Origin of the sequence: Tenacibaculum aquaeponti (assembly GCF_052084715.1) — a bacterium.
Taxonomy (GTDB): Bacteria; Bacteroidota; Bacteroidia; order Flavobacteriales; family Flavobacteriaceae; genus Polaribacter.
Map to the genome: position 1 here is coordinate 923,757 of NZ_CP197288.1, position 15,316 is coordinate 939,072.

Annotated in this window: 13 protein-coding genes; 9 read left to right on the forward strand and 4 right to left on the reverse strand. The window is 28.8% G+C overall.

From position 1 onward, the window contains the following. Positions 1-36: 36 nt before the first annotated feature. Positions 37-327, reverse strand: a complete 291-nt coding sequence (locus ACSIGC_RS04190; RefSeq protein WP_442266902.1) for a cell division protein ZapA — start codon at positions 325-327, stop codon at positions 37-39. 11 nt (positions 328-338) lie between these two features. Then, positions 339-629, reverse strand: coding sequence for a hypothetical protein (locus ACSIGC_RS04195; protein WP_442266903.1), 291 nt, complete (start codon positions 627-629; stop codon positions 339-341). A 148-nt stretch (positions 630-777) separates the two neighbouring features. On the opposite strand from ACSIGC_RS04195, the gene ACSIGC_RS04200 reads away from it, so the two are divergent. The 9 genes from ACSIGC_RS04200 (at position 778) to ACSIGC_RS04240 (ending at position 12,757) form a co-directional block, all read left to right on the forward strand. Beyond that, positions 778-2,472: a M23 family metallopeptidase gene (locus tag ACSIGC_RS04200; protein WP_442266904.1), complete on the forward strand. Its 1,695-nt coding sequence runs from the start codon at positions 778-780 to the stop codon at positions 2,470-2,472. 60 nt (positions 2,473-2,532) lie between these two features. Next, a complete protein-coding gene (locus tag ACSIGC_RS04205) occupies positions 2,533-4,926 on the forward strand; it encodes a TonB-dependent receptor (RefSeq protein ID WP_442266905.1) in 2,394 nt (797 codons plus the stop codon). Between the two features lie 6 nt (positions 4,927-4,932). After that, a complete protein-coding gene (locus ACSIGC_RS04210; protein ID WP_442266906.1) occupies positions 4,933-5,589 on the forward strand; it encodes a hypothetical protein in 657 nt (218 codons plus the stop codon). A gap of 48 nt (positions 5,590-5,637) precedes the next feature. Continuing rightward, a complete protein-coding gene (locus ACSIGC_RS04215) occupies positions 5,638-6,684 on the forward strand; it encodes a helix-turn-helix domain-containing protein (protein ID WP_442266907.1) in 1,047 nt (348 codons plus the stop codon). A gap of 78 nt (positions 6,685-6,762) precedes the next feature. After that, entirely contained in the window at positions 6,763-7,116 is a 354-nt protein-coding gene (locus ACSIGC_RS04220; RefSeq protein ID WP_442266908.1) for a hypothetical protein, read from the forward strand. Positions 7,117-7,127: 11 nt separating this feature from the next. Further along, a complete protein-coding gene (locus ACSIGC_RS04225; protein WP_442266909.1) occupies positions 7,128-7,481 on the forward strand; it encodes an SPW repeat domain-containing protein in 354 nt (117 codons plus the stop codon). 33 nt (positions 7,482-7,514) lie between these two features. Beyond that, on the forward strand, positions 7,515-7,985 hold the full coding sequence (locus ACSIGC_RS04230) for a YHS domain-containing (seleno)protein (RefSeq protein WP_442266910.1): 471 nt from the start codon (positions 7,515-7,517) through the stop codon (positions 7,983-7,985). A 166-nt stretch (positions 7,986-8,151) separates the two neighbouring features. After that, positions 8,152-10,743, forward strand: a complete 2,592-nt coding sequence (locus tag ACSIGC_RS04235; RefSeq protein ID WP_442266911.1) for a beta-mannosidase — start codon at positions 8,152-8,154, stop codon at positions 10,741-10,743. Between the two features lie 172 nt (positions 10,744-10,915). Beyond that, entirely contained in the window at positions 10,916-12,757 is a 1,842-nt protein-coding gene (locus ACSIGC_RS04240; protein WP_442266912.1) for a cystathionine beta-synthase, read from the forward strand. 78 nt (positions 12,758-12,835) lie between these two features. Here ACSIGC_RS04240 and ACSIGC_RS04245 read toward each other — a convergent pair whose 3' ends face one another. Further along, on the reverse strand, positions 12,836-13,879 hold the full coding sequence (locus tag ACSIGC_RS04245; RefSeq protein ID WP_442266913.1) for a sensor histidine kinase: 1,044 nt from the start codon (positions 13,877-13,879) through the stop codon (positions 12,836-12,838). Between the two features lie 3 nt (positions 13,880-13,882). Beyond that, entirely contained in the window at positions 13,883-15,022 is a 1,140-nt protein-coding gene (locus ACSIGC_RS04250; protein WP_442266914.1) for an FIST signal transduction protein, read from the reverse strand. Positions 15,023-15,316 lie beyond the last annotated feature (294 nt).

The following is a 15,316-nucleotide window of genomic DNA, read 5'->3' on the forward strand; positions in this document are numbered from 1 at the left end:
TGTAGGCAGTATCTTACTTATTATTATGTAATGAACTTATTTTAAATGAGTTTCTAACAAATTAGTTAACTCATTTACTTTATTTTTAATCTTATCAGACTCATTTAACGCCTTAATTGTATTAATTTCTAACTTTGAAGCAAACTGTAAAGCAGACATGGCTAAAACATCTTGTTTATCAGCTACTGCATAATTTTGTTCAAAACTTAGAATTAAATCATTAATGTTTTTTGCTGCTTTACGCATTCCTTCTTCTTCTTCAGAAGAATTCACTATTAAAGGATACGTTCTACCAGCTATAACTACATTAACTTTTATTTTATTCATTTTAAAGAACTTTACGAATTCAAGAGTAAGATACACTTATCTATTTCTCGAATTAAAGCATTTATTTTGAGTTTGGTATTTCTCGAATCTTCATTACTGCCTTCCATAGTTTTAGCAACTTTTAGAAGGTCAAATCGTTTTTTTTGTTCTTCTAATTGCTCTTGTTTTTTACTTAATAAAATTTGTAACTCTCCATTTTGTTGAAGCAACACCTCATTCTCTTCAATAAGAAACTCGTATCGGACAAGCAAGTCTTTTAACTTAACTTCCAGGAAATGAACTGCTTCTAACGTGTTATTCATTTATTAGTAAAAATAAACTATTTCTACAAAATTAACAATCTCTTTTAACAATAACAACTCTTTCCTATTTTTTTATGAATATAAGTGATAATCAACCAAATACATTTTTGGTATAATTTTAGTACTTTCGTTGGTAAATAGATATGCTTTGAAACATTTTTATACCTTATTTTTATTATTTACAATTAGTCTTAGTTTTTCTCAAAGAAAGTACTCTCAAAGTTATTTTTCTAACCCAATGGATATTCCTTTAGTTGTTGCCGGAACATTTGGAGAATTACGAAGTAATCACTTTCATTCAGGAATTGATTTAAAAACACAACAAAAAGAAGGAGTACCAATTTTAGCGCCTGCTAATGGTTATATATATCGTATCAAAGTGGCTCAGTATGGTTTTGGAAAAGTTTTATACGTTAAACATCCTAGTGGTTTTACAACTGTTTTTGCACATTTACAAAAATTTGCTCCAAGAATTCAAAAATATGTAAAAGACATTCAATATAAGAAAAAGAGTTATTACACAGGAAATTTATTCCCAGAGGAAGAAAAATTCCCTGTTAAAAAAGGAGAAATCATAGGATATTCTGGAGATACTGGAAGCTCTGGAGGACCTCATTTACATTATGAAATAAGAGACTCTAAAACAGATAAAATTATAAACCCCTTACATTTTGGATTAGCTGTTAAGGACACTAGAAATCCTATTATAGAAAAACTAATGGTATTTCCTCTTGATACAAATGCACGTGTTAACAACTCTAATCAGAAATCAACAATACCTATTAAAAAAATTAATGAAGGTAAATATATTGCTGAACGAATTAAAGCTAATGGCTCTATAGGATTAGGTGTTGTTACTTTTGATAGGCAAGATGAAGCTATGAATAGAAATGGTATATATAGTTTAGAAATGCATGTAAATGGAGAACTTGTTTATTATCATGATTTAGAAACCTTTTCTTTTGCTGAAAGTAAATACATTAATTTATTAATTGATTTTGAGCATTATGGAAAATTCAAGAAGAAATTTCAAAAAACACACAAGGTTTCAAAAAACAAATTAAGTCTTTATAAGAATTTAATTAATGATGGTAAATTAATTATTGAACCTTTAGCAAGTTATAATGTAGAAATTATAGCTAAAGATTTTGAAGGAAATGCTTCTAAATTAAGAATCCCAATAAAAGGAGTTTCTAAAAATGAGCTTGAAGTTAAAAAGGATACTACTGAGTATAAAATTACTGCTGTAAATTTTAATAAGTTTCAGAAAGAAAATGTAACAATTGCTTTTCCTAAGAACTCATTTTATCATGATTGCTATTTAAATTTTGATGTTAATGATGGAATAGCAAAAATACATGAGCCTACAATTCCTTTAGATAAACGTTTTACACTAACGTTTGATACTTCTCATTTAAACACTAAGGAAAAACAACAAGTATATATTGCTAATGTTACTAAGAAAAAATACCCTAAATATGTTTCAACAAAAAAGAAAGAAAATAAAGTATATACAAATCAGAAAACATTAGGAAGCTATACATTAAAATTAGATTCGATTTCTCCAAAAATTAATCTGGTAAATTTTGCAGATCAACAATGGATTACCAAGAATAAAACACTTAAAGTTAAAATTAAAGATGAAGAATCTGGTATTAAAGATTTTCGCGGTTCTATAGATAACGAGTGGGTTTTAATGGAGTACAATCATAAAAAAGGAATTTTAACCTACGATTTTTCCGATAAAAAATTGGTTGGTAGCAAACATATCTTTAAAATTGTAGTTTCTGATAATGTTGGAAATACTGAAACCATTTCTACAACGTTTTATCGTAAACCTTAAGTCATTTTGAAAAAACTTCTATTCGCCCTTCTATTCCCTGCATTGATATTTGCTCAAAAAATGTCAACCATTAAAGGAAAGATTACTAATAAATTCAAAGATCCTATTGAAGGTGTTGCAATTTCTTATTTAGGACAAGGAACTACCACTGATAAAAATGGTCTTTTTGAGTTTAAAATACCAGTACGAAAAACTGTAACTGTTACTTTTTCTCATGTATCGTATAAAACATTTACCAAAAAGTTTACGACAAGAGGTGTAAGAACAATTAAGTTTTCTCCTACTCTTGAAATTAAAAATCAAGATTTAGAAGAAATTATCATCAAGAACAGGAAGAAAGAAGTTCAAGGAATTACAGGTATTAATATTAAAACTGTAGAAACTAGTGTTGGTGCTAATTCTGGGATTGAAAATGTTTTAATGACATTACCTGGTGTAAACAATAACAATGAATTAAGCACTCAATATAACGTTAGAGGTGGTAACTTCGATGAAAACTTGGTGTATGTAAACGGTATAGAAATTTATCGTCCGTTTTTAATTCGTTCTGGTCAACAAGAAGGTTTAAGTTTTATTAATACACATTTAGTTCAAAACATTAACTTCTCTGCTGGTGGCTTTCAAGCTAAATATGGTGATAAACTTTCTTCTGTATTAGATATTACTTACAGGAAACCTAAAGAATTTCAAACTCAAGTTGATTTAAGTTTACTAGGTGGAAATATCACTGTTGAAGATGTGTTTTTAGATAAAAAATTAAGCGCTGTAGTAAGTGCACGTTATAGAGACAATAGTTTGCTCGTAAACTCTAAACAAATAGAAGCAGATTTCAATCCGAATTTTACAGATATTCAAACTCTAGTAACTTATACTTTAAACGATAAAATCGATATTAATTTCTTAGGAAATTTTTCATTAAACAATTACGATTACAAACCGTTACGCAGAAGTACTCGTTTTGGTACTGTTGCAGATCCTATCGAGCTTACTGTGTTTTACCAAGGTCAAGAAGAAGATACATTCCAAACTTTATTCGGTGCTCTTTCTGTAGATTATAAAGTTTCTGAAGATTTTAATTTAACAGGAACACTTTCTTCTTTCAACACACAAGAAGAAGAACATTTTGATATTGCTGCTGCTTATCGTTTAGGAGAAGTAAATACAAATATTGGAGATGAAAATTTTGGAGAAGCAGACTTTACACAAGGAATAGGATCGCAAATAAATCACGCAAGAAATGATTTAGACGCTTTAATTACAAGCGCACAAGTTCGTGGTGTTTTAAAAGACGGAGATAATGAATGGAGAGCTGGTGTAAAATATCAAACAGAAAATATTAAAGACAGAATTCGTGAATGGGAAGTAATAGATAGTGTTGGTTTTTCTGTGAGACCTCCAGCAACAAATTTCATCAACGAACAACCTTATGTTCCTTTTACAGGCCCAATAGAACCTTTTCAAAACGTAAGAGCCGATAATGAAGTAGATACGCATCGTTTTTCTGGTTTTGTTCAATTCAGTAGAAAAACTTCTTGGAACGAACACGACATATGGTTTAATGTAGGCGTGAGAGCACAACATTGGTCTGTAAATCCGGTTGGATTAGCTTCAAAAAGTCAAACAATTGTTAGTCCTAGAGCTCAATTTGCTATTAAACCAGACTGGGAAAACGACATGTTATTCCGACTCTCTGGTGGTTTATATACGCAACCTGCATTTTATAGAGAATTAAGAGGTTTTGATGGTCAAATTAACCCAAATACAAAAGCTCAAAAAGCTATTCATATGGTATTAGGTAATGATTATAGTTTTAAACTTTGGGACAGACCTTTTAAACTTACCACTGAATTATATTATAAAGATTTAAGTGATGTTAACGCTTATTCTATCGATAATGTTCGCATTCGCTACAGAGCTGATAATGTTACTGATGCTTATGCATATGGTTTAGATATTCGATTAAATGGAGAATTTATACCTGGTAGTGATAGTTGGGTGAGTTTTGGTTACTTAAAAACAGAAGAAAACATAAATAATCAAGGATATATTGCTCGTCCTACAGATCAAAGAGTAAAACTTGGAGTTTTATTTCAAGATTATGTACCAAACTTACCAGACTTAAAAGCTTACTTAAATTTAGTATACAATACAGGAGTTCCTGGCGGAGCACCATCTTATGCTAATCCTTATGATTTTCAAAACAGACTTCGTGATTACCGACGTGCAGATTTAGGAGTTTCTTACATTTTTGTTGACGCTAATAAGAAAGCAACAAATGGATTCTTAACTAATTTTAAAGAACTAACTGCTGGTATTGAGTTATTCAACATGTTTGATATTCAAAACTCTATTACCAACACTTGGGTAAGAGATGTATTTAGTAAACGTCAATTTGGTATTCCTAATTTTATGACAGGACGTGTACTAAATGTTAAACTGAAAATGAAGTTTTAAAGTGTTTTGAAAACTATATTTCTTCTTTTAAGTTTTATTGCTTTAGCTAGTTGTTCAAGTACAAAATATAATCAACAGATTCAAGCTTCTAGTGAAACACAAATTATTAATAGTCTGTTAGATAATATATATACTATAAAATTATGTTATCCAGACTATCGCTTTTCTAATAAAAGTAATAAGAAATTCAGAATAAATAAACGCAGATTGTCTTCTATAGAAGAAAGAGATACTATTCAGAAAATAGTAATCTTAAAAAATAATCATCTAGATGAATTATTAATAGAGGAAAAAACTAAAAACTATATTAGACAAAAATTAGGAGAAACTTCTAAAGCTTATCAAGTTATAAAAAACTCTGAAAAGCTGGTTTCTTTACAATTTAACCCCGAACTTCTGAAACAAAAAAGAGTTAAGTTTTTAACTAAAAAACAAGCAGAACTCAGAAACATAAATACTTCTCGATTTGGTAAACAAGATTCCATATTAAATGTAGGTTTTATGTATTTTTCCAGAGTTTATTACTCACCAAAACATAACTATGGATTTTTTAAGTACACTTATATAGGAGGAGGAACTTGTGGTTTTAATGCACTTATATTCTTCTCAAAGAAAAAGGAAAAGTGGCATTATGAACAAACTTTCGGTTTAGGTGTATTTTAAATCCGATTATTTGAAATAATATATCTTTACCGTTGTAAAAAAGAATTTATGGTTTCTAAGTTTAATCCCGAAATCAATAAGATTTATTTTATTGAATCCTACACGCTGTTTCATATCATGGAAGGTCAAGGAACTATTCAGGTTGATTTTAAAAACTATTTGAATTGGGATGATAAACTTATTTTTTTAGAAAAAGGACAATACATTAAATTCTCATCAGATTCTTTTACGGTTAGAAAAATAGAATTTGACAATCAGGTTTTATTCGAAAGTCAAGATGTACGAATTCTATTCAAGCATTTAGTTTCTCTTGGATATATTGATTATTTAGAATGTAAAGATTGTCAGGAATACTTACAAAACACTATTTTTTCATCTCCAAAAGATATTATTGATATTTCTATCAATCAGTGGTACTGGCAAAATCCTTTTAATGCTGACAAAAAAGAATATCAAGTTATTTTTGATGTAAAGGAAGTTATCGATCAAGAATTAAAAAATCATCTTTCTGTAAGCGAACTCGTTCAAAAAATAAGTAAGAATAATCAGAATATAAATTACTTATTAAAGAATAAAATTGGATTTACTGTAAAAAAATTACAAACTAAAAAACGTCTAATCGAAGACCAAAAACTAATTGCTTTTACAGATAATTCAATTAAGGAAATTGCTTACGAACAAGGTTATAAAGACGTTGCCTATTTCAATAAAAACTTCAAGAAGAATACAGGAATTACTCCTAGTGAATTTCGAGATGAAATAGGATATCAATTAGATGATCATTTCGAAAATGATTTATTCAAACTCATACAAGAATTTCACACTTCAGAAAAAAAACTCTCTTTTTATGCAGATCAAATGCATATTTCTGAAAAGACATTAGCTAAAAAAGTTCGTCAGAATTTAAATGCTTCCATGGGGCAATTAATTCGTCAAGAAATTATTCGAACTTCAAAAGAATTACTTTTACAAGGCGATAAAATTAAAAACATTGCTTACTTCTTAGGCTTTGAAGAAGCCAATCATTTTTCTTCATTTTTTAAACTCCATACCAAACTTACACCAACCGACTTTTTAAAAAAGTACAATAGGTAGCTCCTTTTTTGTACCTCCTTCCTCCTACTTCTGATTGATCTTTGTATCAGATTAATAACCCATTTAAAATTATTTAAAATGAATATTAAAGATCAAGTACAACTCATAGATAATATGGTATCTCAAGGAGATATAGTAAACGCAGTTAAAACATTTTTTGCAGACAATGCTGCAACTTCAGACTACTCAAATTCAACCACAAATACAAAATCACAAATGGTTGAAAAAATGGAAGAATTTTTAGGAGCAATAGCTAACGTAAATGGAATTACACATCATAATTCTATAGTTGATGGTAACAACTCGGCATCTGAATTCACTTTTGATTTTGACATGAAAGACGGATCGAAAATCTACTGGCATGAAATCATTCAAAGAGAATGGAACGCTGAAGGACAGGTAATTCGTGAAGCATATTTCAACGCTAATTAAAAGTAAATACTATGAAATTTGTTACTAAAAGAATTCACGCATTTTTAGATTATCCTGTAGCAATAGCACTTATTGCATTGCCTTTTTTATTAGAATTAGGAAAAACAAATGCTTTAGCACTTTGGATTTCAGTAATTACTGGTATAGCTGCTTTTGTTTTAACTGTTCTTACTGATCATCACTTAAGAATTTTAAAAGTACTATCCTATAAATTCCATTTAACAGTAGATTTTTTAGTCGGATTAACATTTGTACTCGTTCCTTTTTTATTCTCATTTAAAGGAATTGATGCTTACTTCTACTGGATTAACGGAGCTGCTGTTTTACTAGTTGTAAGCGCACACAAACCTCAAACAAATATTTAATAACTCAAATCACAAATTCAAAATTATAACATTATGAAAATTTTAAAATCATTAACAATCGCTGGATTATTTCTTTTAAGTATTTCAGCATTCAGTCAAGACAAAAAAGCTAATAATATCGACAATAGTAATATCGCTTTGCAAGGTTATAGTCCTGTTTCTTACTTAGATTTAAATTTAGCGCAAAGAGGAAATAAAAATTATAAATCTACTCGCGAAGGTGTTGTGTATTATTTCACATCAGCTCAACAAAAAACTACTTTTGATAAGAATCCTGCGAAGTACCTTCCACAGTACGGGGGATATTGTGCTTTTGGTACTTATGCAGGAGCTAAATTTAGAGTAGATCCGAATAAGTTTCTAGTTTATAATGGTAAATACTATCTGTTTCTTAATAATGTAGAGTTAGATGCTAAACAATTATGGTTAAAAGAAAACGATGACAAGAAACTTGTGAAAGTTGCCAATAAAAATTGGAAAAAGTTAAAGGTTACTTATAACTAAGTCGATACTTCTTTGTTTTAAATTGAAAACCTTATTCATACTATTTGAGTAAGGTTTTTCTTTTTACTGAGTTAATTTTTGTTCAAATAATGCGAGAATATTAAAAACTTAAGTAACTGGTTTTATATATATTTATTAGCTCAACCAAACAACAAACCACCAAATAATGAAATTAACTCAGTTCTTTTTTATTTCTGCTATACTAATGTTACTCACTGGATGTAAAGAATCAATCGTAAAAGAAATGAAACTTGATCAAAATTGGACGTTCAAAAAAGCTAATGATACTTTATGGAAAAATGCTACAGTTCCAGGAACAGTTCATACCGATTTACTTGCCAACAAAGACATTGAAAATCCTTTTTATCGATTAAACGAACATGATGTGCAATGGATCGATAAAAGTGATTGGGAATATAAAACGAGTTTCGAAGTTTCTAAAGAAGATTTTTCTAAAGAAAACATTGAGTTAGAATTTTTAGGAATTGACACCTACTCAAAAGTATTTCTGAACAATCAAGAAATTATGACTTCTGATAATATGTTCAGAAGATATACAATCAATTGTAAACCTTATGTAAAAGAAGGTAAAAATGAATTACGTGTAATATTAGAATCTCCGATAAAAAAAGGAATTGAAAAATATGATGCTATCGATTATGAAATTACAGTTTCTGATAACGATTTAGCCAAGATTGGGAAAGTTGAAGGAGAGAAAAAAGTAAGTATATTTTCTAGAAAAGCTGGATATCATTTCGGTTGGGATTGGGGACCAAGATTAGTTTCTTCAGGAATCTGGAGATCTGTGATTTTAAGAAGTTGGGATAACTTTAAAGTTGACGATGTATTTATTCGTCAAAAAAACATAAGAGAAACAGCACAACTTTCAGCAGAAATAGAAATCAATAGTTCGAAAGCAATTGAAAAAAGCGTTTTTGAAATTTTTGTAAACGACACGTTAGTAAAAACAGAAGAAAAACCTTTAGTAATAAACAACAATAAATTTACCATTCCATTTGAAATTAAGAATCCGAAACTTTGGTGGCCAAATGGTATGGGAGAACAGCATTTATATGACGTAAAAGTTAAAGTAAGTCATAAAAATCATTCAGATGCTAAATCACATCAAATCGGTTTACGAACAATAGAATTAATTCGTGAAAAAGATAGTATTGGAAGCTCTTTTTACTTCACTGTAAACGGGAAACCAACTTTTATGAAAGGAGCAAATTATATTCCTCAGGATATCTTTTTGCCTCGAGTAAAACAATCAAACTACGAGCATATTTTAAACTCAGCAAAAGACGCAAACATGAATATGATTCGTGTTTGGGGAGGTGGTGTTTACGAAAATAAAATCTTTTATGATTTATGCGATAAAAAAGGGTTATTGGTTTGGCAAGATTTTATGTTTGCTTGTGCAATGTATCCTGGTGAAGACGATTTTCTTGAAAGTGTAAAACTAGAAGCTATTGACAATATTAAAAGATTACGCAACCACACTTCTATTGCTTTATGGTGTGGAAATAATGAGGTTTTATCAGCTTGGGAACGTTGGGGCTGGAAACAACAAGTAACTAAAGAACAATCAGAAAAGGCTGCAAATACGATATGGAAAGCATATACAGATATTTTTCATAAAGTTTTACCTGAAGCCGTGAAAGCTTACGATTCAGATAGAGAATATTGGGCTTCTTCGCCAAGTAGTGAATTAGGAGTTCCAGAATCTCATACTGATGGAGATACTCATTATTGGGGCGTTTGGTGGGGAAAAGAACCATTTGAAAATTATAACGTTAAGATTCCTAGATTTATGTCGGAGTTCGGTTTTCAATCTTTTCCAGAATTAGCTACTGTAAATAAATATACAATTCCAGAAGATCATGATATTTTTTCAGAAGTAATGAAATCGCATCAGCGTTCTAGTATTGGAAATGGTACTATTGAAGAATACATGCTTAGACACTATAAAAAGCCTAAAGATTTTGCTAGTTTTTTACATGTAAGTCATTTATTACAAGCATACGGAATTATAACTGGAATTGAAGCACATCGAAAAAACAGATATCGTTGTATGGGATCGTTATATTGGCAAATTAACGATTGTTGGCCAGTTGCTTCTTGGTCTAGTATTGATTATTACGGAAAATGGAAAGCATTACATTATGGTGTGAAAAAGTCTTTTGAAAAAACGATTATTAGTTTCGATAAAAAAGAAAATAGAGTAAACGTTTTTATCGCTACTGATGATTTATCTAATCAAAAAGGTGAGTTAAAGATAGATTTATTAAGTTTTGAAGGAGAAGTTATTACATCATGGAATGAAAGTATTGAAATAAAAGCTAATACTTCTAAAAGTTACCTTTCTATACCCAAAAAAAAGTTAGAAGAATTCTCATCACAATGGAATACAACTTTCTTAAGTGCTTCATTAAAAGTTGGTGAAACTACTATTGCTTCAAAACACCATTATTTAGTCCCGTTTAAGACTTTAGAATTACCTCAACCAGAAATTACTTTTAATGTTTCTGAAAATGACACAGAATATATTGTTAGTTTAAAAACTAAAAAATTAGCCATTGGTGTTTTTGCTTCTGGGAACTTTGATGAAAATTTCTCTGATAATTATTTTACTATGGAACCAAATACAGAGAAAACAATTACTATTCAAAAAGGGAACTTCAAAACTTTAGCAGATTTCAAAAAAGAATTAAAAGTCTCTAGTTTAGTAGATACTTATGAGACAATTGTAAAATAAATCAACACAAAAAAACATATTTAAAAATCAAAAAAATAATTATTATACTTTACCTTAATATTGTTATTTTTCTAATTCTTAGACATTCAATATCTAAAACCATTTCAATTCTAATTCAATAAAAAAACATTTAATTAACGTATCTTGCAGTCGTTTTTTTAAGGAGAAAATTATGCAAGACAATATCCTGTTTAACTATATAAAAAAAGTAGTAAATAACCTTCCTAAAGATTGGTTGAATTTAACTACACATAGATTAGATATTTATAATGAATCACAGGCTAAAACTGAATTTTTAGAACAATTTGAAAATTTATTCAAAAATGATAATGCAGATAAAATTGCATTGAGTGAATTACCTACTGCTTATGATTATATTAGATTAGGACACCCTTTATCTTCTGTTTTAGAATGGACTGTTGCAAAAACAAATAACACAAAACCAAGTAATGTTATTAGTTTTTCATCAGTAAGTATTCCGCTTTTAGCTATTCTTAGAAAAAACTTATTCTTAAAAAAGAACACTTTAATTCTTTTTAAAGATGAATTACCTAAAAACTTCAATATTAACCATGTTAAAGAAGTATATGGATATCAGTTTGTAACTAAAAAAATAAATGCTTCAGATGAAATTCCTGAATTTGATGGAACTACTATTCTTTTTTCTGAAAAGGAAAATATTTGTGAATTTGATCTTACTTTAAACGTTGACTTTTTTGTTAATACGCAACAAAACTTAGGAAGTATTTTATTCATTAACGGAGAGAAAAACGAAAGTTACATTTCTGAAATACAACATGTAAGAAGAAGAGAAACTATAGCAATGACTCCTGTAAACACCTTAATTGCTTTACAACAATTTATTGGAGAATCTTTTGATACGGTAAGTTACGACTCAGAAAAAAATAAAATAACCGTTTCCAATTTAGTTAATGAAATTACTGGAGTTAGTACCAAAGCTGTTATAGGATCTAGTGGACTTTCTATTCAATACGCAATTATGATGGGATTAATTCATGATGCTGTTGAAAATCATAAAGATAAAGACATTAAAATTATAGTTCCTCCAAACTGTTATGGAGGTACGAATGACCAAGCTAGGAGAGTTGCTGCTTGTATAGATAATGTTGAAGTAATGGATTTACCTGTGGATGGTGATAACGATATGGTAAAAAGTATCGATATTGTTTTAACTAAAGTTACAGAACTTAATGCTGTACCTTATATTATTGCTGAAATTCCAACAAACCCGAGAGTTGAAGTTCCGGACTTAGTAAAATTAAAAGAGGTCTTAAGTAAAAAACGTGTTAATGCTGATGGTGTATCAGCTGTTGAACCTGTTTTTATTTTAGATCAAACTTTTTGTCCGAATGTACACTTTTTAGGCGATAATGAAATGTTAGCTGATGTAAAAACGATAGCATATGTAAGTGGATCTAAATTCCCTAGCGGTGGAAAATGTACTGCAGGCTATTGTACAGCAAATACAAAAGCAGCTTCTTTAATGGATAAAATAGAAGATCATATTCAACTTTGTGACAATGAAGCTACTGCTCTTCAATTAGAAATTTTGGCTGAACAAATGCCTTCAATGAATAAAAGAATTAAGGATGCGTATATAAATACTCGCGAGTTTGTGACTTTTATTGAAGAAAATTTACCTGATGCAAAAATTAATTTTGTTTCTGAAGAATTAGCTTCTCAAGGATTTACTCCTTCTGTTTTCTCTTTAGATTTACCTACTAAAGGAAATACTGATGAAGAAAGAGAAACTTATAAAAGATCTTTAAACCTAAAGTTAATTAATTTAATGATTAACGAAATTCCTAATGAGAGTAAATATTGTGTGAGTTACGGACAATTAAAAGGTTGTTATTGGACTATTCCTGCGACTTCTACTCAAGGAACTACCAAAGAAGGTGATAAAGATTATATTGCTCGTGTGGCAGTTTCACCTGATCTTAATTTAGAACTACACAAGAAAGTTTTCTTAGATTTTATTAAAGGAATTTAAGTTTTAAACTTTTATAAAAATAGAAAAGGAATCAATTTTATGATTCCTTTTTTTATGAAATTAAAATAATTTAAATTTCTATTTTTTTATTGTAAAATAAAATGTTGAGCCTAAATCTTTCTTTGATTCTACCCAAATTTTTCCTTGATACATATCTATAATTTTCTTAACCATTGATAAACCAATACCTGCGGACTGATAATTATTCTCCACCCTATAAAATGCGTTAAAAATATTTTTCACATAAGTATCCTTTATTCCATTTCCGTTATCTCTTACATAGAATTTCCATACATCATCATGATTTTCACATCCAATTTCAACAATTTTTGTTTCCTTATCATTAAATTTTATAGCATTATCTATTAAATTATTAAATAAATGCGACAAACTATGTTTCTCTCCTTTAATACAAGGAAGTGGATTAACCATGTTTATTTTTACATTCTCAGTTAATTTTATATTTGCCAAGACATCTTCTAATAAATTTTTAACGCACAAAATTGTATGTGTTTTTACTGAAACTTTAATAGATGAATAATCTCTAATAGCTCCAACCAAAACATCTATTCTTTCAACATTTTCACTTATTAATTTTAATTTATTTAAGCCTTCTTCTTCAATTAATTCATTATAATCTTCCGCTAAGATATGTACTAAAGTTTCAATATTTCTTAACGGAGAAACTAAATCATGAGAAACCATATGAGCATATTCATTTAATTCCTCATTTTGCTTTTCCAAACTAACTAACAACCTATCTTTAAGCTGATTAACCTTTAAAATCTCTTTTGTTTGATGATCTATAAAATCAACTAATTTTAATGTAGATATATTTTCTAATGAATCGTCTTTTTCTAATTCATAAACTTTAAGAGTATTAATAACGTTTTTAAGTTTTGTTATTATCTCCCTTTGCTTATCAGTTTCTTTTCTAAGTTTTTCACTAGCTTCAGAAAGTTCTTCAGAACTAATCATTGTCGCTCTTTGAAGCATTAAAAATTGATTATCTGAATTTGTATACGATTTATCTACAGCGTCTAAAAAAGTTTTTAGCTCTGGATTATTTTGTAAATTCTCTGGTAAATATTTTCTAATCTGCCTTTTTAAAAGAGAATTCATTTCTTATTCACTTATTAAGGTTATTGTCATTGTTTGGTTATGTAATTGGCATTTTGTTTCACCATTAAACGGAGCTATTTCTCCATAAGAATACATACCACAAACGGTAGCATTTTTACCTATAACTTCCATCACTTCTTCTATTTCTTCTTCAACCCTTTGATCTAAAACTAATTTTCTACCAATACAACTTACTAAAATTGCCAACTCAGCATCTTTAGTCCTATTTTTATTTGCATAAATAGCTGCAGATTCTGATGCGTTTACAATATTATCTACATGGGTCATCATTAGTTGAACTTGTTCTCCTTCTAAAATATTCCCTGCAAGAATCATAGATTGATCTTCTTCATTAATATTTAAAATAGTCCTTACAATAGAATAATTTTCATTATCGGACTTTACTTTTAAAGGATATAGTAAAGCCGCTCCAGGTAATTCTTTAGCTTTATCTCCTAAATAATTTTTATATAAATCTAAAGCTGGTTTTCCATCTAACTCATATAAAACATTATTTTTCGACTTTGTTACTATTCTCTCAGGACCAAAAGGAGTCCACCCTCCATTAATAGCACAAGAAACCTCTAGTGAATCTCCATACAAACCAATCGCAACAACTTCACCAATTTTAGGGTTTTCATTATAAGAAGCTAATGTTTTCTCAAATTTTGCAGCATCACCACATAAAGCTCCAGTAATTAAAACTTCATTATTGGTGGCCTCGTTCATGCCTTGTGTTAATAAACTTCCATTTACAAAACTTCCTTCAGAAACTACAAAAACATATTTCAAACCTTCTTTTGAAAAAGATTCTACTAATTTCTTTCCTGTTTCAAAACTATTTGTTTTGTTATCTGAATTTAAGATATTCAATCGTTTAACTTCAAAAGTGCTTTTTTCAAATTCTATAGCTGTAATTGTAACACTATTATTATCAACATGCTCAGAAGTAATATCTCCTGATGTTGATCCAAAAACTATATGCCCATCATTAAAAATTTCTTTTATTTCATTATAAAGATTATCATCTTCTAATAATTCTCTATTTCCAAAGACTAAAACTAATGGTGATTTTAATTTAATTTTTTCGCTTAAATATTTCCAATCAGATTTATTATTTCGTTGTAATTGTACAGTTTTCACTTCACTTAATTTTTATAAATAAGAAATGTAATAGCACTATAAATTCAGTTTTTTGTATTTGGTTGAATTTAAGTAAAAATAAAAATAACGTATAATAAGAAGAACTTAAGTATTCTTAACATGACAAAGCATATATTTTTAGACCAAATGCAAATATGTGTAGACGAACAGTAAGTATATTATCTTTTTTTTGTTTGTTTCTTATGTAAATACAAACTAGTTTCTTTAACTAATTATGTAATGTATAATTCTATTTGAAAGTCATTTTTTTCTTTAATCCTTTTATTGAAGGAT

Bases quoted from the DNA above. Each gene is read 5' to 3' on its own strand.
- ACSIGC_RS04195 (WP_442266903.1), bottom strand. From the start codon at position 629: ATGAATAACACGTTAGAAGCAGTTCATTTCCTGGAAGTTAAGTTAAAA.
- ACSIGC_RS04215 (WP_442266907.1), top strand. From the start codon at position 5,638: ATGGTTTCTAAGTTTAATCCCGAAATCAATAAGATTTATTTTATTGAA.
- ACSIGC_RS04225 (WP_442266909.1), top strand. From the start codon at position 7,128: ATGAAATTTGTTACTAAAAGAATTCACGCATTTTTAGATTATCCTGTA.
- ACSIGC_RS04190 (WP_442266902.1), bottom strand. From the start codon at position 327: ATGAATAAAATAAAAGTTAATGTAGTTATAGCTGGTAGAACGTATCCT.
- ACSIGC_RS04235 (WP_442266911.1), top strand. From the start codon at position 8,152: ATGAAATTAACTCAGTTCTTTTTTATTTCTGCTATACTAATGTTACTC.
- ACSIGC_RS04205 (WP_442266905.1), top strand. From the start codon at position 2,533: ATGTCAACCATTAAAGGAAAGATTACTAATAAATTCAAAGATCCTATT.
- ACSIGC_RS04220 (WP_442266908.1), top strand. From the start codon at position 6,763: ATGAATATTAAAGATCAAGTACAACTCATAGATAATATGGTATCTCAA.
- ACSIGC_RS04245 (WP_442266913.1), bottom strand. From the start codon at position 13,879: ATGAATTCTCTTTTAAAAAGGCAGATTAGAAAATATTTACCAGAGAAT.
- ACSIGC_RS04240 (WP_442266912.1), top strand. From the start codon at position 10,916: ATGCAAGACAATATCCTGTTTAACTATATAAAAAAAGTAGTAAATAAC.
- ACSIGC_RS04230 (WP_442266910.1), top strand. From the start codon at position 7,515: ATGAAAATTTTAAAATCATTAACAATCGCTGGATTATTTCTTTTAAGT.